We start from the raw sequence: 23,161 nt of genomic DNA, 5'->3' as shown, positions 1-23,161 counted from the left end.
CGGGACAGCCATGCCTTCTTTCGACACCCCCGAACCGATCTCGGCCACGGCGCGCGTGGAGGCCGGTTCCCTCCAGTTCATCGCGGGTGACCGACTCGACACCGTCGTCGAGGTCCGGCCCCGCGACCCGGAGAAGGACCGGGATGTGCGGACGGCCGGCCAGACCGAGGTCGGCTTCGCGAGCGGCGTACTGACCGTCAGGACGCCCAAGTCCGGGCCCTTCGGCCGCACCGGCATCGTCGACGTGACGGTCGAACTGCCCACCGGCTCGCGCGTCGACATGACCGGCGCCTGGACCCAGGTGCTCGGCGCGGGCCGGCTCGGCGAGACCAGCGTGAAGACCTCGTCCGGCGACGTCCGCCTCGACACCACCGGCCCGCTGAAGCTGACCGCCTCCCACGGCTCGATCACCGTGGACCGGGTCGAGGGCGCGGCCGAGATCACCACCAGCTCCGGCAGCCTGCGCGTCGGCCTCGTCCACGGCCCCGCCGTGCTGAAGAACTCGCACGGCAGCACGACCGTCGGCGCCGCGACCGGCGAACTGCGGGTGAGCGGGGCCAACGGCGACATCGACATCGCCCGCGCGGAGGAATCGGTCGCCGCCACCACCGCCCACGGGACCCTGCGGGTGGGCGAGGTGGTCCGCGGCACCGTCCAGCTGGAGACCGCCTACGGTGCCATCGAGGTCGGCATCCGCGAGGGCACCGCCGCCTGGCTCGACGTCAACTCGGGCTCCGGGCAGGTGCGCAACACGCTCACCGCGTCCGAGGCCCCGGAGACGGCCGAGGACACCGTCAGGATCCGCGCCCGTACCCGGCACGGCAACATCGACATCCGCCGCGCCAAGGCCTGAGCACCGCACCCCCGACCGGCCCCGCCCCCACCTCACCTCAGCCTTCGAACGGAGGGCCCCATGCCTTCTTTTGTCATGCCCACATCCAGGTTGGGCGACGGCCACCCGGCCCCGGCCGCCGTCTCCACCGTCGGCCTGCGCAAGTCCTACGGTGACAAGACCGTCCTCGACGGCATCGACCTGCGCATCCCGGCCGGCTCGATATTCGCGCTGCTCGGACCCAACGGCGCCGGCAAGACCACCGTCGTGAAGATCCTGTCCACGCTCATCACCGCCGACGGCGGGCAGGCCCAGGTCGCGGGGCACGACATCGCCACGTCACCGCACGGGGTGCGCGCCGCGATCGGCGTCACCGGGCAGTTCTCCGCCGTCGACGGGCTGATCACCGGCGAGGAGAACATGCTCCTCATGGCGGACCTGCACCACCTGTCCCGGCGCGAGGGGCGGCGGGTCACGGCCGGACTGCTGGAACGCTTCGACCTGGTGGCGGCGGCGAAGAAGCCCGCCTCGACCTACTCCGGCGGCATGAAGCGCCGCCTCGACATCGCCATGACCCTGGTCGGCGGCCCGCGGATCATCTTCCTCGACGAGCCGACCACCGGCCTCGACCCGCGCTCCCGCCACAACATGTGGAGCATCATCCGCGAGCTGGTCTCCGACGGCGTGACGGTCTTCCTCACCACCCAGTACCTGGAGGAGGCCGACGAACTCGCCGACCGCATCGCGGTGCTGAACGGCGGCCGGATCGCGGCCGAGGGCACCGCCGAGGAGCTGAAGCGGCTCGTCCCGGGCGGCCATGTGCGGCTGCGGTTCTCCGACCCGGTCGCGTACCAGGCCGCCGCCTCCGCGCTGCGCGAGGTCACCAGGAACGACGAGGCCCTGTCGCTCCAGATCCCCAGCGACGGCAGCCAGCGCGAACTGCGCGCCATCCTCGACTGGCTCGACTCGGTCGGCATCGAGGCGGACGAGCTGACCGTGCACACCCCCGACCTCGACGACGTCTTCTTCGCCCTCACCACCTCCAACCAGCCGAAGGAGGCTGTCCGATGAGCTCCTCCCTCTCCCTCGCCCTCCGCGACTCGTCCACGATGCTGCGCCGCAACCTCCTGCACGCGCGGCGCTACCCGTCCCTCACCCTGAACCTGCTGCTCACGCCGATCGTCCTGCTGCTGCTCTTCGTCTACATCTTCGGCGACGTGATGAGCGCGGGCATGGGCGGCGGCGACCGCTCCGAGTACATCGCCTATGTCGTGCCGGGCATCCTGATGATGACGATCGGAGGCACCGTGGTCGGCACCGCGGTGTCCGTCTCCAACGACATGACCGAGGGCATCATCGCCCGCTTCCGCACGATGGCGATCCACCGCGGGTCCGTGCTCATCGGGCACGTCATCGGCAGCGTGCTCCAGTCGGTCGCCAGCGTGGTCCTGGTCGGCGCCGTCGCCGTGGCGATCGGCTTCCGGTCCACGGGCGCCACGGCCCTGGAGTGGCTGGCGGCGTTCGGGCTGATGGCCCTGGTCGCCCTGGCGCTCACCTGGATCGCGGTCGGGATGGGCATGGTCAGCCCGAACGCCGAGGCGGCCAGCAACAACGCGCTGCCGCTGATCATCCTCCCGCTCATCTCGAGCGCCTTCGTCCCCATCGACGCGATGCCGGGCTGGTTCCGGCCGATCGCCGAGTACCAGCCGTTCACACCGACCATCGAGACCCTGCGCGGCCTGCTGCTCGGCACGGAGATCGGGCACAACGGGTGGCTCGCGGTCGGCTGGTGCCTGGCGCTCACCGTGCTCGGCTACTTCTGGTCGAAGTCCGTCTTCGACCGCGACCCGAGGTAGCGGAGCGGCCGGGACGGCCGCTCCCCTCGACTCGTCCCGCCCGAGGGCGGCGTCCTCCGACCTCCCGTCGGCGTACGCCGCCCCGTCCGCGTTCCCCGGCACCCGCGCGGCATAGGGTCGCGTGCGGAGAGGGGGGCCGATGGCCGACGGTGGGTGGGTGCGGGTACCCGTGGGGGACGACGCCGGGCGGTGGGTCACCCGGGCGGCGTGCCGGCGGGTGCTGTTCGTCGTGCACAACGTCACCTCGGCGACCCGGCTGCTCGACGTGCTCCCGCTGTTCGACGCCGATCCCCGGGTGCAGCTGCTGGTGACGTGCACCGGGTCGTCGCCGTTCCTCGCGGGGGTCCCGGAGCTGATGGCGGAGGCCGGGCTGCCGGTGCTGCCGTGGGAGCAGGCCAAGGCCACGCCCGTGGACCTCGCGGTCTCGGCCAGTTACGGCGGTGAACTGGAGTGCATCCAGGGCGATTTGGCCATACTTTCGCACGGTATTGGATACAATAAGAGATTGGCGACGCCGGACGCCGGACGCCGGACGCCGGACGCCGGACGCCGGACGCCGGACGCCGGACGCCGGACGCCGGACGCCGGACGCCGGACGCCGGACGCCGGACGCCGGACGCCGGACGCCCCTGCCTCTGCCTCTGCCCCCGCTCCCGTCTTCGGGCTCGCCCCCGAGTGGCTGTTGCACGACGGCCGTCCCCTCGCCGCCGCGACGGTGCTGTCCCACCCCGAGCAGCTCGACCGCCTGCGGGCCGCCTGCCCGGAGGCCGCCGCGACCGCCGTCCTCGCCGGTGACCCGTGTTTCGACCGCATCCTCGACGCCCTGCCCTACCGGGAGCGGTTCCGGCGGGCGCTCGGGGTCGGGCCGGGGCAGCGGCTGGTCGTGGTCAACTCCACCTGGTCGCCGGGGGCGCTCTTCGGCGACGGCGACCCGTCGGCGGGCGGTGCCGGCGGTGACCTGCTGCCCTCCCTCCTCCCCCGGCTCGCGGCCGAGCTGCCCGCCGACGAGTACCGGACGGCCGCCGTCCTCCACCCCAACATCTGGCACGGCCACGGCCCCGGCCAGGTGCGGGCCTGGCTGGACCGGGCGTGCCGGGCCGGGCTGACGCCCGTACCGCCGCTGGAAGGGTGGCGGCAGGCGCTGATAGCCGCCGACTGCGTGCTCGGCGACCACGGGTCCGTCACCTTCTACGCCGCCGCCATCGGCACGCCCGTCCTCCTCGGCGCCTTCCCCGACGGCGCCCTCGACCCCGGTTCGCCCGTCGCCGCCCTCGGCCGGACCGCGCCGCGCCTGCGGCCGTACGACGGGCTGCGGGCACAGCTCGACCACGTCGTCGACACCCACGACCCCGCCCGCTACCGCGACCTGGCCGCCCAGGTCACCTCCGACCCGGGCCGGTCCGCGGAGCTCCTCCGCCGGGCCTTCTACGAGCTGATCGGCCTGCCCGAGCCGGCCGGCCGGCCCGCGCTGTTGCACCGGCTGCCGCTGCCCGCGTACGAGCCCGCCGAGCGGACCGCGCCCGTCCGCGTACTCACCCGGGTGACCGGCACCGGCCCGCCGGAGGTCGCCGTGGTCCGGTACGCGGACGCGCGCGACGACGACCTCGGCGACTCCCACGACCCTGACGACCGCTTCGGGTGGGACGCGCACACCGCCGTGCACGAGGACACCCCCGACACCGGCCGGCTGCGGCTCGCCGACGTCATCCTGCGCTACGGCCCGGCCGACGACCCGCGCCTCGGGCCCCCTCCGGCCTGGGCCGCCGAGGTCCTCGGCCGGCACCCGGGGTGCGGCATGGCCGTGTACGTGACGGGGCCGGGGCGGTGCGTGGTGCGGACCCGCGCGGGGGACGTGCTGCGGCTGGTCGCGGAGTGCGACGGGGACGGGCGGGTGGATCTGTGCGATCCGGCGGCGTACGCGGCGGGGCTCTACGGGTGGCTCGGGGGGAAGGGGATCGAGGAGGCGGTGGGGGAAGGGGTTGTGGTGGTGACGGGTGGGGGACGGCGGTGGGTGGGGGTGGAACGGGTGGAGGTGGGCGGGTGAGGGTGGCGCGGCCGCGGGCTCTTTCCCCAACCCGCCCCTTCCCTCATCCGGGGCTCCGCCCCGGCCCCCGGGTGGGCGGTGGCCGGTAAGCGGACGGACCGGATTGCCGGCCCGTCCGGCCACCGAGGGCGCAGGGGGTAGCGCGGGGCGCGGCCCTCCTGGTCGCCCAGGGCACCGGACGGTCCGCCGCCGAGGTCGTCGAGGGTGCCGCGCCGGAGGCCGGCCGCCGAGCCGGGGATCCCCGGGGCGCCACCCCCGCCCGTTTCGGGAGGGGGCGGGGCCGGGGCGACACCCGCGCGCCTACCGACCCCGGCGCCCGCCGCCGAAGTCGCCGAGGTCTCCGAGGGTGCCGGCCCGGAGGCCGGCCGCCGGGCCGGGCATCCCCGGAGCGCCGCCCCCACCGGTCCCGGAAGAAGCGGGGCCAGGGCAACGCCCACGCACCCACCGCCGAAGTCACCGAGGGTGTCGCGCCGGAAACCGACCGCCGAGCCGGGCATCCCCGGAGCGCCGCCCCCGCCGGTCCCGGGAAGGGGTAGGGCCGGGGCGACATCCACGCGCCCACCGACCCCGGCACCCGCCACCGAAGTCGCCGAAGTCACCGAGAGTGCCGCGCCGGAGAACTGCCGCCGAGCCGGGCATCCCCGGAGCACCGCCCCCACCGGTCCCGGGAGAAGCGGGGCCAGGGCAACAACCACGCACCCACCGCCGAAGTCACCGAGGGTGTCGCGCCGGAAACCGACCGCCGAGCCGGGCATCCCCGGAGCACCGCCCCCGCCGGTCCCGGGAAGGGGCGAGGCTTCCGGGGAGGACCCGTGCCCCTACCGGCCCCTGCCCGCCTCGCCCAGGCGCGCGGTCACCCGCTCCACCCCGCCCGCGTCCCCCGCCCGCTCGTACAGCCTCCGGGCCTTCTCCAGGAAGCGCGTCTCCTCCGCCCGGTCCGTCCCGCAGCGCGCCCGGAGTTCCGTCGCGTCCGCCTCGTGGAGGAGGGCTCCTTCCGCTTCCAGCACGGCCAGGGCCTCGTCCAGCGGGGCGCGGGCGCCCGTGGGGTCGCCGGCGGCGAGGAAGGTCTCGGCGAGGCTGGTGCGGACGCGGGCCTCGTTGTAGCGGTCGCGCAGGGGGAGGGCCTCGAAGAGGGCCAGCGCGGAGCGCAGGCGGTCCACGGACCCGGCGAAGTCGCCCTGGCCGCGCAGGGCCCGGCCGAGGTGGTGCTCCAGCAGGGCGAGCGCGCGCGGTACGTCCGCCTCGCCGTCCTCGCCCGGGGCGATGCCGGAGAGGATCGACCGCGCCTGGCGGAAGTGCCGCCCCGCGTCCTCGTAGCGCCACTGCCGCAGGCACAGCAGGCCGAGGGACTCCACGGCGGTGGCCTGGCCGCGCCGGTGGCCCGCGCGCTGGTCGGCCGCCGCGGCGGCGGTCAGCTCGTCCTCGGCGTCGGACGGCCGGGCCAGGCCCATGTAGGCGAAGGCGAGCTGGGTGCGCATCCGGCCCTCAGCCCGGGGGTCCCCGAACGCGGCGGCGGCGCGGCGGGCCGCCGCCACGCCCCGCAGATGGGTGGCGATCCACTGCTCGTGGAAGCCCAGGCGCAGATGGAGGCCCCACATCGCCTCGCACAGCTGCCAGGCCAGCTCGTCGAAGCCGTACTCCTCGGCGGCCCGTACGGCCTCGGCGAGGTTCTCGCGCTCGCGCCGCAGCTCCGCGAGGGCGGCCCGGGCGGCCTCCGGGGCCCGGTCCGCCGCCTGCCGGGGCAACCGGTCGTACGCGGGGCCCAGGTGCCAGCGGCCGGGGATGACACGGGCGTCGGCCCCGGCCGCGAAGCGCAGGTACCAGGTGACCGTCCGGCGCACGGCCGCCGCCGTGCCCGTGCGGCCGTCCTCGGCGTGGGCGCGCCGCTCGGCGTGCCGCCGCACCGCGTCGTGGAAGCGGTAGCGCTCCTCGCCGACCTCCTCCAGGAGGTGCACCCCGGCCAGGCCGTCGAGCAGCGCGCGGGCCTCGGCCTCGGGGACGTCCGCGGCGGCCGCCGCCGCGCCGACGGAGATCTCCGGCCAGGGGCAGAGGCCCAGCAGCCGGTAGAGGCGGGCCGCCTCGGGGGCGAGGTCGCGGTAGGAGAGGTCCGTGGTCAGCTGGACGGGATCCGGCGGGCTCACCCGCGGTCCGTCGCCCGCGCCGTCACCCCGGCGGTCCGGCATCCCCGCTCCCGCCGCCGCGAATTCCCGTTCCAGGGTCTCCCAGCTCAGGTGCTCCCGCACCGCCACCCGGGCGCCCGTCTCGCACAGCGCCAGCGGTATCCCGCCGCACCGCGCCGTCACCGCCTCGGCGCGCGTCCGCTGCGCGGCGAAGCGCTCCCGGCCCACGAGGCGGGTGAGCAGTCGCACGGAGTCGGCGCCGGAGAGCGGGCCGAGCCGGATCGGCCGGGCGCCGTGGTCGCGGACGAGCTCGGGCAGCCGGTGACGGCTCGTCACGAGGACGAGCGAGCCCGGCGAGGCCGTCAGCAGCGGGGCGACCTGGGCGGCCGAGTGGGCGTTGTCGAGCACGACCACCATCCGCCGCCCCGCGGTCCGGTCGCGGTAGAGGTCGGTCTGCTCCCGCTCGTCGGCCGGCACCAGCCCGGGCGGCACGCCGAGGCCGTGCAGGAAGCGTACGAGCGCCCCGGAGGGCGCGGCGGCACCGGACGCGGTCGCTCCGCGCAGGTCGGCGTACAGCTCCCCGTCGGGGAAGCGGCCGGACAGCGCGCGGGCGCAGTGCACGGCGGTGGCGGTCTTGCCGATGCCGCCCGGGCCGGTGAGCAGGACGACGCGCGGGGCGCCTACGGGCCCGTAGGCGTCACCGGCGTGCGCGCCGGAGGCCGACGGGTCTTGGCCGGGCCCGGAGCTCCCGGGCCCGGAACTCCCGTGCGCGGCCCGCCCGTACACGTCCGGCTCCTCCTCCGTACCGTCCAGCAGCTCCATGACGGCGGTCAGGACGTGCTCGCGGTCGGTGAAGGCCGCCGTTCCCGGCGGGAGGAGTCTCGGGCGGGACGGTGCCGCAGGTACGGCCGCCCGCGTGGCACGCGCGGTGTCGCCGACCAGCGCGGCCTCGCGCAGCCACGCCTCCAGGTCGCGGGCGAACACGGGCTCGCGGCGGGCCTGTTCGATCAGCAGGGCGGCCAGGGCACGGCGCTCGCCGGCGTCGGTCGGCACCGCCGGGGCTCCCGTCGTCCCCGCCGCGCCGGGCGGCCGTCCCTCGCCGTCCCCGGTCGTCGCGTCGGGCGCGGGGTCCGCGGGGCTCGCGGGATCGCCGCCCGGGTCATCGCCACGGCGCCACATCCGCCGCACGAGGCCCGCCAGCCCCTCCGTGGTGCGGCGGCCCATCTCCCCCGCCGCGCCGGACAGCGCCCCCGAGGTCGCCGTCTCGACGGCCGTCAGCACCGCCGCCATCGTGAACGGATCCACCCGTCCCCTCCCCCACTCGCGCCCCACCCACCGATCCGGTCACGCTATCGGGAGGATCAAGACCGTGGGCCGTTTCCCGCCGGGCGGCAACTTCCCCCGTGGCGGTACGGGATGGGCCGGATCCGGAGCGGCCGGGAGACCTGGGAAGCCGGGGAGACCTGGGGAAGCCGGGGAACTGGCATGGCGCCCGCGAAGGATCGAGGGCGCCACACGGGTGCGGTCCTGGACGGGGCGCCCGGGACCGCCGGCTGCTCGCACATCACCCGCGGGTCGTCGCCCCGCAGGCCGGCGTCACGCGTTGATGCAGGTGTTGCCGGACGCCGCGTTCAGCAGGCCGATGATGTCGATGGTGTTGCCGCACAGGTTGATCGGAACGTGGATCGGGACCTGGATGACGTTCCCGGAGATGACGCCCGGCGAAGCGGCGGCCACGCCGTTGGCGCCGGCGTCGGCCACGGCGCTGCCGGTCAGGCCCGCGAGCGTGGCGCCGACGGTGGCGGTCAGAACTGCTGTTTTGGCGATACGTGACATGCGGAGACACCTTTGCTCGGTCGTTCTGGAGGGCACCCGGCCGGTGACGGTCGGGGCCCGGATCAACGCCGATCGCTCGCAAAGGTTTCGTACATGGCGCGGACGGGTGATTCCTGATTTCGCCCGTGCATTACGGTCATTTCTCCGGGCAGGAGGGAGAGTGGGACCGGTGGCCCCGGGGGCGGGCCGTGGCGCCGCCGTGACAGCACCTCACACCGTGGCAACGCCCGCCTTTCCCTCGCCCCGCCCCGCCGCCTACGCGGGCTCCGCCGCCATCCGCACCGCGAACGCCTCCAGCTCCTCCCGCCACCCGGCCGCCAGCCGCGACGCCGCCGCCGTGCGCGAGGCGCGGTCGACCAGCTCCCGGATGAGGCGCTCCGCGATGCCCCGCTCCTCCCGCTCCAGGAGGATCTCCCGCAGCAGCTCCGCGTCCCAGTCGTACTCGGGGCCGCCGTCGAGGAAGCCGCGCAGCCGCCAGGCCGCGTGCAGGGAGCGGGCGTAGGCGTCGTACGGGACCTCCAGGTCGGGGCGGTCGGCGAGGGCGGCGCCCAGCCGCAGCGGGTGCCGGACGGCGTACCAGCCGGCGCCGCAGCCGCGGTCGCATCCCGATATGCACCGCCCCGGCCACGGGTCGTCGAGATACTCGGCGGCCATGGCCTCGTGGGCGTACGTGCCGACGGCCCGCTCCACGCGCATGTCGTCCCAGAGCTGCCAGGCGGTGCCGGGCAGCCGCGCCGCGAGCCGGTCGGCGAGGGAGAGCGCGAGGTCGCCGGCGAGGGTGGCGGTGGACTCGCCGAAGCGCCGGGCCTCGCCCGCCCAGCCGTTCCGCTCGTGCTCGGCGGCCCGGCTGACGTGGAGGGCGGGGATGCCCCGGCGCAGGGCCGCGTTGTCCCGGACGTCACCGCGGATGAGGGTGCAGGTGTCGAGGAGTTCGAGCGCGGCCGCGGCGTCCACGGCCTCGGGCGCCTCGGGGTCGCCGCCGGCCGCGAGGTACCCGGTGACGAGGATGAGCGGACGGACCCGGTCGACACCCACGGCGACGAGCTCGGCGAGGGACTCGATCAGCCCCGCGCCCCGGGTGTCGGCGGTCCGCCAGCGCCGGTGTTCGTCGTTGAGGAGCCCGCGCAGGCGCTCCTCGACCCGGTCGAGCATCCCGGCGCGCTGGAGCTGGGGCGCCATCTCCTGGGGCGCCACCGCGCGCGGCAGCCTGGGTTGCGTCGTCATCGTGTGCCTCCCTGGATCGGCTTCGGCCCTGCGACCGACCCTGCCGGGCGGATGCTCCGCTCGCATCGGCGGAGCGTGACCGGCCGTAAGACTTCCCATCGCAGCGCGCGGGAAGCGACGGTTTCCTGCCATACCGGAATGGGTCATGCCTGGGGCGCGCCGAGGGGCCGCAGGGCCTTTATGCGGGCGCCCCCCGTGTCTCCTGGTGCGCCCGTTGCGCGCTCTTGTCCCGCGAGGGGGGTTCCTGCCCCGGCGGGCGGGGGTCGGGCGCACGTGAATGTGGCTCATATTCGGCTGTTGCGCAGATGCGCGAAATCGGTCCGGCCGTGACCGGGGCGGGCGGTGGGTGTGCCGGGGCGCGCGCCACCGCACGTCACGGTCGTACGGGCCTTCGACCGGGGTCCGGTGGCCGGGTGCCCGGCGCCGACCCCGGCCGCCGGGGTCGGTGTCCCTGGCACACATCAGGCCAATTCCCGGGGCCCCGGGCGAGGGAGGGCCGGAGGGCGAGGGCGATGGCGGGGCGTAGGCAGGGGCGAGGGCGGGGGCGGGGCCGGCCGTGGCACCCACGCGGCGTCTGTACACCGGGCGCCGGACGCCGCTACAACGGATGAGGACCCGGCTTTCCGACCATGGACACGGCCCCGGACGAGGACCCCGGGCCGTCGGATTCGGACCACGCGGCGGTCACGCGGCGGGCGACCCCCGGGCCCGGTGGAGGCGGCGGTGCGCAGGATCGCGATTGTCGGCGCGGGGCAGGCGGGGCTCCAGCTGGCCCTGGGGCTGCTGGCCGGGCGCGCCGGGGAGGGTCCGGGGAACGCCGGGACCACCGGGGCGGCGGGGACAGCGGAGGCGGCCGGGGCGGTGGGGACAGCAGAGCTGCCGGCGACACCGGAGGTGTCAGGGACACCGGAGGCACCGGCACCGCCCAGGACGCCGGAAGCGCCCAGAACACCGGGGGCTCCCGGGACACCCCCGACGCCGGCGGCCCCGGCAGCTCGGGCGGCCCCGGCGCCCCCGGCAGCCCCGCCTACGAAGTCACCGTCCACGCCGCCCGTACCCCCGAGCGGCTCCGGACCGGCCGCGTCCTCTCCACCCAGGTCATGTTCGGCCCCGCCCTCGCCCTGGAGCGCGCCGCCGGCCTGGACCTGTGGGAGGCGGAGGCACCCCCGCTCACCGGCCTGCGGCTGGCCGCCGCCGACCCGCCCGGCACCCTGTCCGCCCGGCTGAGCGCGACGCTCGACGAGCCGGCGCGGTCGGTCGACCAGCGGGTGAAGACGGCCCGCTGGCTGGAGCTGGTGGAGGAGCGCGGCGGCCGGGTGGAGTACGGCGCGGTCGAGCCCGGTCAGCTGGAACGGATCGCCGCCGCGCACGATCTGACGGTCGTCGCCACCGGGCACGGCCCGCTCTCGGAGATCTTCGGCCGCGACGCGCGGCACAGCCCGTACGACCGTCCCCGGCGGCACCTGGCCGCCCTCTACGCGCACGGCGTGGCCCGGGACCCGCGGGCCCCCGGCGCGCAGGTGCGGACCAACCCCGTGGCGGACCTCGGGGAGTTCTTCGCCATGGAGGGCACGACCGTGTCCGGGCCGTGCGCGATGCTGATGTGGACGGCCCGGCCGGGCGGCCCCTTCGACTGCTGGCAGGACCGCCCCGGGCCGGACGCGACGGCCGCGCGGACGCTGGAGCTGCTGCGGACCCACCTGCCGTGGGAGTACGAGCTGTGCGCGGGGCTGGAGCCGACGGACGCGGGCGCGGCGCTCACCGGCGCCGTCACCCCCGTCGTCCGGCACCCGGTGGCGCGGGTCGCGGAGGACCGTCACGTCCTCGGCATGGCGGACGCGGTGGTCCTCAACGACCCGGTGTCGGGCCAGGGCGCCAACAGCGCGGCCCGCTGCGCCGACACCTACCTCCGGGCCGTCCTGGCCCACGGCGACCGGCCGTTCGACCGCACGTGGATGCTGCGGACGTTCGCCGCGTACTGGGAGCACGCCCGCCATGTGACGGCCTTCTCCAACATGCTGCTGGAGCCGCTGCCCGGGCACGCCGCGCGGATCCTGGAGGCGGCGGCCGGCCACCCCGAGGTGGCGCACCGGTACTTCAACGGCTACGCGGACCCGGCGAGCCTCCAGGACTGGTTCATGGACGCCGACCGGGCCGACGCCTATCTGACGGCCGTGACGGGGCGGGCCCCGGCGGGCAGCGCCTGAGCCCGGCCCGTCGCCGGGGGCGCCGGCGGCCCCTCGCGCCGTCCCGGTGCCCCGCCGGTAGCCTGGAATCCGGTGGCGGCCGTGCCGGTCACCCGCCTGTTCCCGGCCGTACGGCCCCGGATCCGGCGGCCTCGGACGGGCCGCCGCGCGGCGGTGGGGCCCGCCGTACCCGAACCGCGGCGCGGACGCCGCCGACGGTCCCTACTTGCGTACGACCGCGCCTCCGCGAGGGGGTCTGCGAGTAGGAGGCGGAGATGGGCCCGTCACGGGCAGTGGCAGACAGCGGCCCCGGGCTGCGCGCGCCCGGCCGCGCCCGGCCCCGGCGGGACGGGCAGGGGGCGGTGGTCTGCGCCGTGTCGCTCGGCGGCGGCCTGGGCGCGGCCGCCCGCTACGGCGCGGGCCTGCTGTGGCCGACGGCGGGCGGGGCCTTCCCCTGGACCACGTTCCTGGTCAACACCGCCGGGTGCGCCCTGATCGGCGTCCTCCTTACGGTCATCGCCGGGCTTCCGGCACCCCACCGGCTGCTGCGGCCGTTCCTCGGCACCGGGGTCCTCGGCGGCTTCACGACGTTCTCCACGTACGCGGTGGACGTCCGGCGGCTGGCCGAGGACGGGCGGCTGCCGACGGCGGTCGCGTACTGCGTGGGCACGCCGGTCGCGGCGCTGGCGGCGGTGTGGGCGGCGGCGGCCGCGACCCGGCGCCTCACGGAAGGGAGGACGGGATGAACGCGAAGCTTCCGAACGGGACGAACGGTCCGAACGGGACGCCCGGGGGCGGCACGCCCGCCGACGGCGCGTCCCGGAACGGTTCGTCGAACGGCACGTCCCCCAACGGTTCGTCGCCGAACGGCAGGCCGAGCCCCGGCGGGGCCCCCGACGGCTCGTCCCCGGACGGCCGGCCCGGACACGGCGCGGCCCCCGGCGGCGCGAGCCCGAAGGGCGCGCCCCCGGACGGCACGACCGATCCCGGCGCGCCCCCTGAGGACTCGTCCCCGAACGGCACACCCGCCCCCACCACTCCCCTGGGCCGCCCCGCCCTCCGGCTCACGGTCTACCTCGGCGATTCCGACACCTGGCACCACCGCCCCCTCCACACCGAGATCGTGCACCGCGCCCACGCCGCGGGGCTGGCGGGCGCGAGCGTCTTCCACGGCGTCGAGGGCTTCGGCGCCTCCTCGGTCGTGCACACCGCCCGGCTGCTGTCCCTCAGCGAGGACCTGCCGGTGGCCGTCGTGATCGTCGACACCGAGGAGCGCGTACGGGCGTTCCTGCCCGTCCTGGACGAGCTCCTGGGCGCGGACCGGCTGGTCGTCCTCGACGAGGTGGAGGTCGTCCGCCGGCCCGGCGGCGGGGGGCGCCCCGCGTGAACTGGCTGCTCGTCGTCGGCGGTGCCATGGCCGGCGCCCCGCTGCGCTATCTCACCGACCGGGCCGTGCAGGCCCGGCACGACTCCGTGCTCCCCTGGGGCACGTTCACGGTGAACGTCGTGGGCTGCCTGGTCCTCGGCGTCCTCACCGCCGCCGCCCCGGACCACCTCCGGCTGCTCCTGGGCACGGGCTTCTGCGGCGCGCTCACCACGTACTCCACCTTCTCCTACGAGACCCTGAACCTGGCCGCCACCGGCGCCCGCGGCTACGCGGCGGCGAACGTGCTCGGGAGCGTGGCGGCCGGCCTGGGCGCGGCGTGGGCGGGGGTCGCGCTGGGCGGGGCGCTGTGGGGGTGACGGCCGGTCAGCCGAGGTGAGGGTCGCCCGCCGGGCCCCCGCCCTCCCGTACCCCCAGGTGCTCCAGCAGCACCGCCCGCAGCTCCCGTGCCGCTCTCGGCGGCGCGACGTCCTTACGGTGGGCCACCGCGATCGTGCGCCGCATCCGGGTGCCCTCGAAGGGCGTGACGCGCAGCCCTGAGCGGGCCGCGACCATACCGGGGACGACGGCGAGGCCGAGCCCGGCGCGGACGAAGCCGAGGACCGCGTCCATCTCGCCGCCCTCGACGGTGAACACCGGCTCGAAGCCCGCCGCCCGGCAGGCCGCCGTGGTGATCTCGCGGAGGTCGTAGCCGCGCCGGAACATCACCATCGGCAGGCCCTCCAGGTCCGCCACGCGCAGCGCGCGGCGCCGGGTGGGCGGGGGCGCGGTGGGGGCGGAGACGACGACCAGGTCCTCGCGCAGGAGCTCGGTGGCGGCCAGGGCGGGGGCGCCGACCGCGAGCGGCGTGATGATCAGGGCCAGGTCGAGGCCGCCCGCCGCGAGGGTGCGGACCAGGTCCTGCGAGCCGCCCTCGTCGACGACGAGCTCGATGCCGGGGTAGCGGGCGTGGTAGGCGCGCAGCACGTCGGGGACCAGGCTCGCGCACAGGCTCGGCGGGGCGCCGAGCCGGACCCGTCCGCGCCGCAGCTGGACGACCTCCTCGACCTCGCGGCGCGCGGTCTCGGTGTCGGCGAGGATCTGCCGGGCCAGCGGCAGCAGCGCCTCGCCCGCGTCCGTCAGCGTGATGTTGCCCCGGGCGCGGTGGAAGAGGGCGGCGCCCAGCTCCCGTTCGAGGGCGCGGATCTGCTGCGAGAGCGAGGGCTGCGCGACGTGCAGCGCCTCCGCCGCGTGGGTGAAGTGACGGACTTCGGCAAGAGTCGCGAAGTAGCGGAGCTGCTGAAACTGCACCCGAGCATCGTATATAGGCATCTCCTATCGAAACCAGCTCCACCATGTCTTGGACGGATCGAACATCCCGGTCCTAGCGTCGGGTCCCATGGCACTGGCGACCCGGACGGAACGGACTCCGTCCCTCATCGGCTCCGTGTGGCGCTCGACCGTGGGCAAGAAGGCGGTCATGGCGGTCACCGGCGTGATCATGCTGGCGTACCTGGTCGCCCACATGCTGGGCAATCTGAAGGTGTTCTTCGGGGCCGGGGAGTTCAACCACTACGGGGCCTGGATCCGCACCGTGGGCGAGCCCTTCCTGCACCACGCGTGGTTCCTGTGGATCGCCCGGGTGGTGCTGGGCACGGCGGTGGTGCTGCACGGCGTGGCCGCGTTCCAGCTCAGCCGCCGCGACCTGGCCGCGCGGCCGAGCAAGTACGCGCACACCCGGCGCCGGGCGAGCTACGCGACGCGCACGATGCGCTGGGGCGGGGTGATCCTCGGGCTCTTCATCGTCTGGCACATCCTCGACCTGACCACCCTCACGGTGAACCCCAACGCCGAGGAGGGCCGCCCGTACGAGAACCTCGTCGCCTCCTTCGACCGGCCGCCCGTCACCGCCCTCTACATCGTGGCGATGCTGGCCCTCGGGCTGCACATCCGCCACGGGTTCTGGAGCGCCGCGCAGACCCTGGGCGCGAACTCGCCGCGCCGGGACCGGCTGTTCAAGACCCTGGCCAACGCGCTGGCGCTGGTGCTGACCTGCGGCTTCATCGCCGTGCCCGTGGGAGTCATGACTGGAGTCGTGAGCTGAGCATGTCCGACTACACGCACTACACGACCGGCGAGCCGGTCACCGACACCGCCGCCCCCGGCGGCCCGATCGCCGAGCGCTGGGACCGGCGCCGCTTCGAGGCCAAGCTGGTCAACCCCGCGAACCGCCGCAAGCAGACCGTCATCGTCGTCGGCACCGGCCTCGCGGGCGGCGCGGCCGGCGCGACCCTCGCCGAGCAGGGCTACCACGTCGTCCAGTTCTGCTACCAGGACTCGCCGCGCCGCGCCCACTCCATCGCCGCGCAGGGCGGCATCAACGCCGCGAAGAACTACCGCAACGACGGCGACTCCGTGCACCGGCTCTTCTACGACACCGTCAAGGGCGGCGACTTCCGCGCCCGTGAGTCCAACGTGCACCGGCTCGCCCAGGTCTCGGTGGAGATCATCGACCAGTGCGTGGCCCAGGGCGTGCCCTTCGCCCGTGAGTACGGCGGCCTCCTCGACACCCGTTCCTTCGGCGGCGTGCAGGTCTCGCGCACCTTCTACGCCCGGGGCCAGACGGGCCAGCAGCTGCTCCTCGGCGCCTACCAGGCGCTGAGCCGGCAGATCGACGCGGGCAATGTCGAGATGCACGCCCGCACGGAGATGCTCGACCTGATCGTGGTGGACGGGCGGGCCCGCGGGATCGTCGCCCGCGACCTGATCACGGGCGACGTCGGCACGTACATGGCCGACGCGGTCGTCCTCGCCTCCGGCGGCTACGGCAACGTCTTCTACCTCTCCACCAACGCCAAGAACTCCAACGCCACCGCGATCTGGCGGGCCCACCGCCGCGGCGCCCACTTCGCCAACCCCTGCTTCACGCAGATCCACCCCACCTGCATCCCGCGCTCCGGCGACCACCAGTCCAAGCTGACGCTGATGAGCGAGTCGCTGCGCAACGACGGCCGCATCTGGGTGCCCAGGGCCAAGGGCGACACCCGCCCGCCCGCCTCGATCCCCGAGGACGAGCGCGACTACTACCTGGAGCGGATCTACCCCTCCTTCGGCAACCTCGTCCCGCGCGACATCGCCTCCCGGGCCGCGAAGAACGTCTGCGACGAGGGCCGCGGCGTCGGCCCCGGCGGCCAGGGCGTCTACCTCGACTTCGCCGACGCGATCACCCGCATGGGCCGCAAGGCCGTCGAGGCGAAGTACGGCAACCTCTTCGAGATGTACGAGCGGATCACGGCGGAGAACCCGTACGAGGTCCCCATGCGGATCTACCCGGCAATCCACTACACCATGGGCGGCCTGTGGGTGGACTACGACCTCCAGACCACGGTCCCCGGCCTCTTCGCGATCGGCGAGGCCAACTTCTCCGACCACGGTGCCAACCGGCTGGGCGCGTCCGCGCTGATGCAGGGGCTGGCCGACGGCTACTTCGTCCTGCCCGCCACCATCAACGACTACCTGGCCCGCCACCCGCACACCCCCGTCGACCCGGCCCACCCGGCCGTCACCGAGGCGGTCGAGGGCGTCACCGCCCGGCTCGCCCGGCTGCTCGCCGTCGACGGCGACCGCACCCCCGACTCCTTCCACCGCGAGCTCGGCGAGCTGCTGTGGGACGAGTGCGGCATGGCCCGCACCGACACCGGGCTGCGCAAGGCGCTGGGCCGCATCCCCGCCCTGCGGGAGGAGTTCTGGCGGCGCGTCAAGGTGCCGGGTACGGGCGAGGAGCTCAACCAGTCGCTGGAGAAGGCCAACCGGATCTTCGACTACCTGGAACTCGCCGAGCTGATGTGCCTGGACGCCCTGCACCGCACGGAGTCCTGCGGCGGCCACTTCCGCGAGGAGAGCCGCACGCCGGAGGGCGAGGCCGCCCGTAAGGACGACACGTTCTCGTATGCGGCGGCCTGGGAGTTCACGGGGACGGGCCGCGCTCCGGTCCTCCACAAGGAAGAGCTGACCTTCGAATACGTCCACCCCACCCAGCGGAGTTACGCGTGAACCTCACCCTGCGCATCTGGCGCCAGCGCACCGCCGACGCGGCGGGCGCCATGACCTCCTACGAGGTCTCCGGCATCAGCGAGGACATGTCCTTCCTGGAGATGCTCGACCACCTCAACGAGGAGCTGATCCTCGCCGGCGACGAGCCCGTCGCCTTCGACCACGACTGCCGCGAGGGCATCTGCGGCGCCTGCGGCATGGTCATCAACGGCCAGGCGCACGGCCCCGAGCGGACCACCACCTGCCAGCTGCACATGCGGCACTTCACCGACGGCGACACCGTCGACGTCGAGCCGTGGCGGGCGGCGGCCTTCCCCGTCGTGAAGGACCTGGTCGTGGACCGGTCCGCGTTCGACCGCGTCATCGGCTCCGGCGGCTACGTCTCCGTCCCCACGGGCTCCGCGCCCGAGGCCCACGCCACGCCCGTGCCCAAGCCCGTGGCCGACCTGGCCTTCGAGCACGCCGAGTGCATCGGGTGCGGGGCGTGCGTGGCGGCCTGCCCGAACGGGTCGGCGATGCTCTTCACGTCGGCGAAGGTCGTGCACCTGAACGTGCTGCCGCAGGGCGGACCGGAGCGGGGGTCGCGGGTGCTGGACATGGTGGGGGCGATGGACGCGGAGGGGTTCGGGGGGTGCACGAACACGGGGGAGTGTGCGACGGCTTGCCCGAAGGGGATTCCTTTGCAGTCGATCGCGACGATGAACCGGGAGTTCTTGCGGGCGTCGCTGCGGGGCGGGGCACGGCGGGGCGGGTAGGGGTTGCCGCTGCGCGGGGCTTCTTCCCCAGCCCCGCCCCTTCCCGAAACCGGGGGCAAGCCCCCGGACCCCCGTTCCGCGCTGACGCGCGGTGGCCTCAAGCGCCGGCCGGGCTGGTTTTTGCCCCTGTCCGAAGTCGGCTTTCCCCTGTGTCAGGGACGGCTTTCTCGCCCGGTTCCGGGCGAGAACTCAGCCCGCCCGGCGCTTGAGGACCGGGGTCCGGGGCGGAGCCCCGGTTCCGGGAAGGGGCGGGGTGGGGAAAGGCCCGCCGCAGGCGCACCCCCACCCCCGGACTCACCGCGCCCCGAACACCTGCGTCCACCGCGGCCCACCCGCCGCGTGGTTCACCCCCACCCCGATCTCCTTGAACGAGCAGTTCAGGATGTTCTTCCGGTGCCCGTCACTGTTCATCCAGGAATCCATCACCGACGCCGCACTCCGCTGCCCGCGAGCGATGTTCTCCCCGTACGTGCTCCAGCGGTACCCCGCCGCCGTCACCCGCTCCCCCGGCCCCGCCCCGTCCGGGTTGGTGTGGTCGAAGAACCCGCGGGCGGCCATGTCGTCGGAGTGGCCCTGCGCGGCTGCGTCGAGGAGGCTGTTCTGAGTGAGGGGGCCGCAGCCGGCCTTGGCGCGTTCGGTGTTGACGAGGGCCGTGACCTGCTGGGCGAGGCCGCCGCCCGTGACGCCGGACGGGGCCTTGGACTTCTTCGGCTTGGCGGCCTCCGTCGTGGCGCCGGCCTTCGGCGACGGGGAGTCCGCACCGCCGCTCGGGGACGCGCTCGCCGGGGCGGAGGCAGAGGCGGACGCGGAAGCGCTCGCCTTCGGGGAGGCGCTCGCACCGGCGGAGGCACTGGCCGAGGCGGACGGCGAGGACGGCCGCGCGGAGCCCTCCGCGCCCAGCGGCCTGACCTGGCCGGGCAGCTCCTCGCCGGCCTTCACCGGCCGGTCCTCGCGGTCGGGGGAGCCGGTGAAGAGCTCCATGCCGCCCACCACGCCGCCGGTCAGGAGGGCCAGCGCGGCCGCGCCGACCGCGACCCGCTTGGCGGTGCGCGGCCGCCGCGCGCGGTGGCCGCCGCCACGGGTCCCGCCGTCGCCGGCGCCCGTACGGTGGCGCCCCGCACCCGTCACGGACGGCATGGCCGTCGTGGCGGCGGTGGGGGCCATGGCGTCCGTGCCGACCACGGCGCCGCCGCCCCACCAGCCCAGCAGCGCCCCGGCGACCGGCACCAGGCCGAGGCCGACGAGGAGTCCCTCCGCGGGCACCAGCGCCGACCAGGCCCCGCCGCAGGCGGCACAGCCGCGCGCGTGGCGGGCGATGCGCTTGCGCCACAGGGCGGACGGGACGCCGTCCCAGGGGGCGGTGAGCTCGGCGAGCTCCCGGCAGCGCGGGGCGGCGGCGAGGGCCCGTACGATCCCGCGCGCCGTGTCGAGCTGCTCCTTGGTGCGCTGCACGCGGACGGCCGTGTGCGCGGCGGACAGCTCCAGGGCGGCGGCGACCTCGGCGCGGGTGAGCTCGCCGGCGGCCTCCAGCCACCACAGGGACAGGACGGTCTGCTCGCCCTCGTCGAGCCAGCGGGTGGCCTCGGCGACCTCCCTGCGCTGCCCCTGGAGGCCGAGGCGGACGATGGTCAGGTCGACGAAGTCCGCGCGGGGGTCGGGTACTTCGGCGGCTTCCTGAAGACCACTGACGGGTGCCTCGGGGCGGTCCCGCCAGTGGCTGCGTATCTGGTTGGTGGTGACGGCCACGAGCCAGGAGCGGAAGCACGCGGGGTCGCGCAGCTCCTCCAGGCCGTTGATGACGCGGAGCATGGTTTCCTGCACCACGTCGTCGACGTCGGCGTGGCCGTTCAGCGCCCGTCCGACGATGTTGTAGACGAGTGGCAGGTAGGCGGCGACGAGCTGGTCCTGTGCCGCCGGGTCCCCGGCTCGCGCCGCCTCGACCACGGCCACGCTCTCACTCTTCACGCTCCGCCACCTCATTCCGTTCGGTCCGACACATGGGAGACGCGAGAGGGTACGCGGGATAACGAAAAGTGGGAAAAAAACTTCAGCGTACGGACGAAGGTGCGAGAAATTCCGCCAGGATGCCCGGAGTTGCGGCGTCCGCGAAGAGTGCCGCGTCATCCGCCGACATATCCCGAATGCGGTATCCGTCCTCTCCCCCGGCGACGGCCGCCGTCGCGGTGACGAGCCCGTTCCGGCGGCCGGACGGGGTGTCCGTGAACGTCCACGCCTGGACGGCCCGGCGCTCCAGGACGGTCGTCTCCCGCCCGAAGGTGCCCGACCGTACGACCAGGTGGCGGCCCCGCACCCCGTGCCCGAGGCCGCGGTAGGCGTCCCGCGCCAGGGCGTACGCGAGCGGCGCCGCCAGCAGCGCGTAGCCCGCCGCGCAGTACAGCAGGACGGGCGCGAACAGCCACCCGGTCACGGCGAGGGCCGCGGTGGGCAGCGGGACCGCCCAGGCGAGGGCGCGTACGACCCGGCGGCGGAGGGCGGCGCGCGGGTGCGGCCGCAGCCCGCCCCCGTCCACGGCCTCGCCGGACAGGGCGGACGCACCGGCCCCGCCCGCCCCGTCCGCCCCGTCCGCCCCGCCGAGCACGCCCGCGCACACCCGCAGCGCCTCCGCGCGCGGGGCGGGCGGCAGGACGACGCTCCGCCGGCGGTTCTCCTCCCGGTCGCCGAGACCGCCCGCCACCGCCCGTACGGAGGCGCCGCCGCCGGCGCGCAGCAGCAGCGGCTCGCGCAGGGTCACCCCGCGCAGCCGGGCGCGTTCGACGGAGACGGAGCGGGTGGTGAACAGGCCCCGGCGGACGCGCAGGGTGTCGGCGTCGGTCCACTCCAGGCGGTAGTTCCACCAGTTCTCGGCGTACAGCGCCACGGCACCGACGACGCCGAGGAGGGTGACGGCCAGGAGGGCGAGCGGGACGGTGAGCCAGAGGGCGCTGTGCCCGAACTCCTGGAAGGCCCGGCGGACGACGCCGATCCGCCAGGGTTCGACGCCGATGCCGTCGAGGACCCGCCAGAGCGCGCCGGCGGTGACGAAGACGCCGCCGAAGACCCAGAACGTGAGGGGGGCGTAGCGCAGCCGGCGCGGATCGGCGGTGGCGAGGACGGGGTCGGCGGCCTCGCGGGCCCCGGCGCGGGCGAGGAGCTCGGCCCGCAGCCGTACCGCCTCGGGGCGGGCGAGGGCGTCCAGGGACAGCTCCCCGCCGTGGCCGCCGGTGCCGGCGCGCAGCACGGCGAGGCCGAGCACGCGCTGGACGGGGTTGGCGGTGAGGTCGACGTTGCGCACGCGGCGCAGGGGTATCGCGCGCGTGCGGCGGGTGAACAGGCCGGTGCGGAGCTCGAAGGAGTCGGCGGTGACGCGGTAGCGGGTGCGCCGCCAGGTGATCAGGCCCGCGGTGGTGAGGCACGCGAAGACCGCGCCGACGACGCCGAGGGTGATCCAGGCGCGGGCGTCGAGGCGGCCACCGGTGGCGAGGGCGGTGAGGCCGAGCGAGCCGAGCGGCGCGCCCAGCCAGGCGCAGTGGACGAGGACGGTCCGCGGGTCGAGGGTGCGCCAGGGCGTGCTCACGAGGCGTCCTCCGGGACCAGGCGGGCCGCGTCGGCGACGCGCTCGGCCAGCAGCCGGGCGTCGGCGTCGGACAGGCCGTGGATCTTCACGGCGCCGGCCGTGGAGGCGGTGGTGACGGTGACCGTGGCGAGGCCGAAGGCCCGCTGGAGGGGGCCGCGGGTGGTGTCGACCGTCTGGACGCGGGAGAGCGGGGCGATGCGGCGCCGGTGCCGGTACCAGCCGCTCGCCGCGTAGACCGCGGACTCGCCCAGCTCCCAGGCGTGGACGCGGTACCGCAGGCGCGGCATGGCCAGGAGGTAGCCGAGGGCGGGCAGCACGAGGACGACGAGCAGCAGGGGGCCGAGCCAGGGCAGGGCGCCGGGGAAGAAGAGCAGGGACAGGACGAGCAGCGCGACGGCGGTGAGCAGCAGGGGGCCGCTGAGGGTGAGCAGCGCCTGCACCGTCCACCAGCGGCGGGCGCGCGGGTCGGCCGCGTGGCGCGGCGGGCGGAGCCCGGCCTGTGGGTGGTGCCGGTGTGCGGCCATCACTGCCCCCGATTCTTTCCAAGTCAGTTGTATTGGCGGCGCTAAGCTATAGCAATACAAACGACTTGTGAAATGGAGGGACCGGCGTGCCGAAGCGCGTGGACCACGAGGAGCGCCGCGCCCGGATCGCGGAGGCGCTCTGGCGGATCGCCTGTGCGCGGGGGCTCGACGGCGCGAGCCTGCGGGACGTCGCGGCGGAGGCCGGCATCTCGCTGGGCCAGCTCCAGCACTACTTCGCCAGCAAGGACGAGATGCTCGTCTTCGCCCTGGAGCACATCAGCGACCTCGCCGCGCGGCGCGTCGGTGAACGCCTGCGGACCCTCTCCGGGGAGCCGTCGCCGCGCGACGTCCTGCTGGGGTCGGCGCGGGAGATGCTCCCGCTGGACGACAAGAGCCGTACGGGCCACCTCGTACAGATCGCGTACTTCGTCCGGGCCGTCCACGACGAGCGGCTGCGCCGCCACGCGAAGGAGGGGATCCCCGGGCTGCGGGCGTTCTTCGCGGCGCGGGTGCGGGAGGGGCAGGCGCGCGGGGAGGTGGCGGCGGACCGGGATCCGGAGGTGGAGGCGGCGCTGCTGATCGCGCTGGTGGACGGGCTGGCGAGTTACGCGGTGCTGGAGGTCTGGTCGGCGGAGGAGGCGCTGGGGTTGGTGTCGGGGCATCTGGATCGGTTGTTCGGGGGGCGGTGAGGGGCGGTGGGGGTGCGGCGGGGTGCGGGGTGGGGGTGCCGCTGCGCGGGGCCTTTCCCCAGCCCCGCCCCTTCCCGAAACCGGGGCTCCGCCCCGGACCCCGGT

At 75.4% G+C, this 23,161-nt stretch carries 19 protein-coding genes; 12 read left to right on the top strand and 7 right to left on the bottom strand.

What is annotated here, in order from left to right:
• Positions 1–10: 10 nt before the first annotated feature.
• From SMD11_RS21990 to SMD11_RS35945, 4 genes are all read left to right on the top strand, one after another.
• The gene (locus tag SMD11_RS21990) at positions 11–853 is read left to right on the top strand and encodes a DUF4097 family beta strand repeat-containing protein (protein ID WP_087928070.1); all 843 of its coding nucleotides are present in this window, start codon (positions 11–13) and stop codon (positions 851–853) included.
• A gap of 75 nt (positions 854–928) precedes the next feature.
• The gene (locus SMD11_RS21985) at positions 929–1,903 is read left to right on the top strand and encodes an ATP-binding cassette domain-containing protein (protein ID WP_087928069.1); all 975 of its coding nucleotides are present in this window, start codon (positions 929–931) and stop codon (positions 1,901–1,903) included.
• Positions 1,900–2,688 carry an ABC transporter permease gene (locus tag SMD11_RS21980; protein WP_087928068.1) on the top strand — a complete coding sequence of 263 codons (789 nt, stop codon included), beginning with the start codon at positions 1,900–1,902 and terminating at the stop codon, positions 2,686–2,688. Before SMD11_RS21985 ends, SMD11_RS21980 begins: the two co-directional genes overlap by 4 nt.
• A gap of 139 nt (positions 2,689–2,827) precedes the next feature.
• Positions 2,828–4,732, top strand: a complete 1,905-nt coding sequence (locus SMD11_RS35945) for a hypothetical protein (RefSeq protein WP_087928067.1) — start codon at positions 2,828–2,830, stop codon at positions 4,730–4,732.
• An 818-nt stretch (positions 4,733–5,550) separates the two neighbouring features.
• On the opposite strand, the gene SMD11_RS21970 is transcribed toward SMD11_RS35945, so the two are convergent.
• The 3 genes from SMD11_RS21970 to SMD11_RS21960 form a co-directional block, all read right to left on the bottom strand.
• Positions 5,551–8,157 (bottom strand): ATP-binding protein, encoded by a 2,607-nt coding sequence (locus tag SMD11_RS21970; RefSeq protein WP_234366125.1) that lies wholly within the window; start codon positions 8,155–8,157, stop codon positions 5,551–5,553.
• 291 nt (positions 8,158–8,448) lie between these two features.
• Positions 8,449–8,688, bottom strand: coding sequence for a chaplin (locus SMD11_RS21965; RefSeq protein ID WP_087928066.1), 240 nt, complete (start codon positions 8,686–8,688; stop codon positions 8,449–8,451).
• 255 nt (positions 8,689–8,943) lie between these two features.
• Positions 8,944–9,912, bottom strand: a complete 969-nt coding sequence (locus SMD11_RS21960) for a polyprenyl synthetase family protein (RefSeq protein ID WP_234366124.1) — start codon at positions 9,910–9,912, stop codon at positions 8,944–8,946.
• A 1,100-nt stretch (positions 9,913–11,012) separates the two neighbouring features.
• On the opposite strand from SMD11_RS21960, the gene SMD11_RS21955 reads away from it, so the two are divergent.
• The 4 genes from SMD11_RS21955 to crcB (SMD11_RS21940) all read left to right on the top strand — a co-directional run bounded on the left by SMD11_RS21955 (position 11,013) and on the right by crcB (SMD11_RS21940) (position 13,841).
• Positions 11,013–12,119, top strand: coding sequence for a styrene monooxygenase/indole monooxygenase family protein (locus tag SMD11_RS21955; RefSeq protein WP_087928065.1), 1,107 nt, complete (start codon positions 11,013–11,015; stop codon positions 12,117–12,119).
• Positions 12,120–12,373: 254 nt separating this feature from the next.
• Positions 12,374–12,844 carry a fluoride efflux transporter CrcB gene (crcB, locus tag SMD11_RS21950; RefSeq protein WP_087928064.1) on the top strand — a complete coding sequence of 157 codons (471 nt, stop codon included), beginning with the start codon at positions 12,374–12,376 and terminating at the stop codon, positions 12,842–12,844.
• A gap of 296 nt (positions 12,845–13,140) precedes the next feature.
• The gene (locus SMD11_RS21945) at positions 13,141–13,485 is read left to right on the top strand and encodes a DUF190 domain-containing protein (protein ID WP_087930661.1); all 345 of its coding nucleotides are present in this window, start codon (positions 13,141–13,143) and stop codon (positions 13,483–13,485) included.
• Complete coding sequence (gene crcB, locus SMD11_RS21940; protein ID WP_087928063.1) at positions 13,482–13,841, top strand: fluoride efflux transporter CrcB; 360 nt, start codon at positions 13,482–13,484, stop codon at positions 13,839–13,841. The genes SMD11_RS21945 and crcB (SMD11_RS21940) overlap by 4 nt, the downstream gene beginning before the upstream one ends.
• A gap of 7 nt (positions 13,842–13,848) precedes the next feature.
• Here crcB (SMD11_RS21940) and SMD11_RS21935 read toward each other — a convergent pair whose 3' ends face one another.
• On the bottom strand, positions 13,849–14,772 hold the full coding sequence (locus tag SMD11_RS21935) for a LysR family transcriptional regulator (protein WP_087928062.1): 924 nt from the start codon (positions 14,770–14,772) through the stop codon (positions 13,849–13,851).
• Positions 14,773–14,860: 88 nt separating this feature from the next.
• Between SMD11_RS21935 and SMD11_RS21930 the strand changes: the two genes are divergently transcribed.
• Genes SMD11_RS21930 through SMD11_RS21920 form a run of 3 tightly spaced genes read left to right on the top strand, consistent with a single transcriptional unit; the run spans position 14,861 to position 18,269 of the window.
• Complete coding sequence (locus SMD11_RS21930; RefSeq protein WP_087928061.1) at positions 14,861–15,565, top strand: succinate dehydrogenase cytochrome b subunit; 705 nt, start codon at positions 14,861–14,863, stop codon at positions 15,563–15,565.
• Positions 15,566–15,567: 2 nt separating this feature from the next.
• Positions 15,568–17,514: a fumarate reductase/succinate dehydrogenase flavoprotein subunit gene (locus tag SMD11_RS21925; protein ID WP_087928060.1), complete on the top strand. Its 1,947-nt coding sequence runs from the start codon at positions 15,568–15,570 to the stop codon at positions 17,512–17,514.
• Positions 17,511–18,269, top strand: coding sequence for a succinate dehydrogenase/fumarate reductase iron-sulfur subunit (locus SMD11_RS21920; protein WP_087928059.1), 759 nt, complete (start codon positions 17,511–17,513; stop codon positions 18,267–18,269). Before SMD11_RS21925 ends, SMD11_RS21920 begins: the two co-directional genes overlap by 4 nt.
• A 294-nt stretch (positions 18,270–18,563) precedes the next feature.
• Here SMD11_RS21920 and SMD11_RS21915 read toward each other — a convergent pair whose 3' ends face one another.
• The 3 genes from SMD11_RS21915 to SMD11_RS21905 all read right to left on the bottom strand — a co-directional run bounded on the left by SMD11_RS21915 (position 18,564) and on the right by SMD11_RS21905 (position 22,367).
• On the bottom strand, positions 18,564–20,249 hold the full coding sequence (locus SMD11_RS21915; protein WP_087928058.1) for a sigma-70 family RNA polymerase sigma factor: 1,686 nt from the start codon (positions 20,247–20,249) through the stop codon (positions 18,564–18,566).
• Between the two features lie 67 nt (positions 20,250–20,316).
• Positions 20,317–21,843 (bottom strand): PH domain-containing protein, encoded by a 1,527-nt coding sequence (locus SMD11_RS21910; RefSeq protein WP_087928057.1) that lies wholly within the window; start codon positions 21,841–21,843, stop codon positions 20,317–20,319.
• Positions 21,840–22,367 (bottom strand): PH domain-containing protein, encoded by a 528-nt coding sequence (locus SMD11_RS21905; RefSeq protein WP_087928056.1) that lies wholly within the window; start codon positions 22,365–22,367, stop codon positions 21,840–21,842. The genes SMD11_RS21910 and SMD11_RS21905 overlap by 4 nt, the downstream gene beginning before the upstream one ends.
• An 86-nt stretch (positions 22,368–22,453) precedes the next feature.
• Here SMD11_RS21905 and SMD11_RS21900 point away from each other — a divergent pair, with 86 nt between their 5' ends.
• On the top strand, positions 22,454–23,056 hold the full coding sequence (locus SMD11_RS21900; protein WP_087928055.1) for a TetR/AcrR family transcriptional regulator: 603 nt from the start codon (positions 22,454–22,456) through the stop codon (positions 23,054–23,056).
• Positions 23,057–23,161: the final 105 nt, after the last annotated feature.

Origin of the sequence: Streptomyces albireticuli (assembly GCF_002192455.1) — a bacterium.
Lineage (GTDB): Bacteria > Actinomycetota > Actinomycetes > Streptomycetales > Streptomycetaceae > Streptomyces > Streptomyces albireticuli_B.
The sequence above is the reverse complement of the archived record's forward strand: the minus strand, read 5'-3'. Positions and strand labels throughout refer to the sequence as shown.

Coding starts and splice junctions, on each gene's coding strand:
- SMD11_RS21990 (WP_087928070.1), top strand. CDS start 11: ATGCCTTCTTTCGACACCCCCGAACCGATCTCGGCCACGGCGCGCGTG.
- SMD11_RS21985 (WP_087928069.1), top strand. CDS start 929: ATGCCCACATCCAGGTTGGGCGACGGCCACCCGGCCCCGGCCGCCGTC.
- SMD11_RS21980 (WP_087928068.1), top strand. CDS start 1,900: ATGAGCTCCTCCCTCTCCCTCGCCCTCCGCGACTCGTCCACGATGCTG.
- SMD11_RS35945 (WP_087928067.1), top strand. CDS start 2,828: ATGGCCGACGGTGGGTGGGTGCGGGTACCCGTGGGGGACGACGCCGGG.
- SMD11_RS21965 (WP_087928066.1), bottom strand. CDS start 8,688: ATGTCACGTATCGCCAAAACAGCAGTTCTGACCGCCACCGTCGGCGCC.
- SMD11_RS21960 (WP_234366124.1), bottom strand. CDS start 9,912: ATGACGACGCAACCCAGGCTGCCGCGCGCGGTGGCGCCCCAGGAGATG.
- SMD11_RS21955 (WP_087928065.1), top strand. CDS start 11,013: ATGTTCGGCCCCGCCCTCGCCCTGGAGCGCGCCGCCGGCCTGGACCTG.
- crcB (WP_087928064.1), top strand. CDS start 12,374: ATGGGCCCGTCACGGGCAGTGGCAGACAGCGGCCCCGGGCTGCGCGCG.
- SMD11_RS21930 (WP_087928061.1), top strand. CDS start 14,861: ATGGCACTGGCGACCCGGACGGAACGGACTCCGTCCCTCATCGGCTCC.
- SMD11_RS21925 (WP_087928060.1), top strand. CDS start 15,568: ATGTCCGACTACACGCACTACACGACCGGCGAGCCGGTCACCGACACC.
- SMD11_RS21915 (WP_087928058.1), bottom strand. CDS start 20,249: ATGAGGTGGCGGAGCGTGAAGAGTGAGAGCGTGGCCGTGGTCGAGGCG.
- SMD11_RS21905 (WP_087928056.1), bottom strand. CDS start 22,367: ATGGCCGCACACCGGCACCACCCACAGGCCGGGCTCCGCCCGCCGCGC.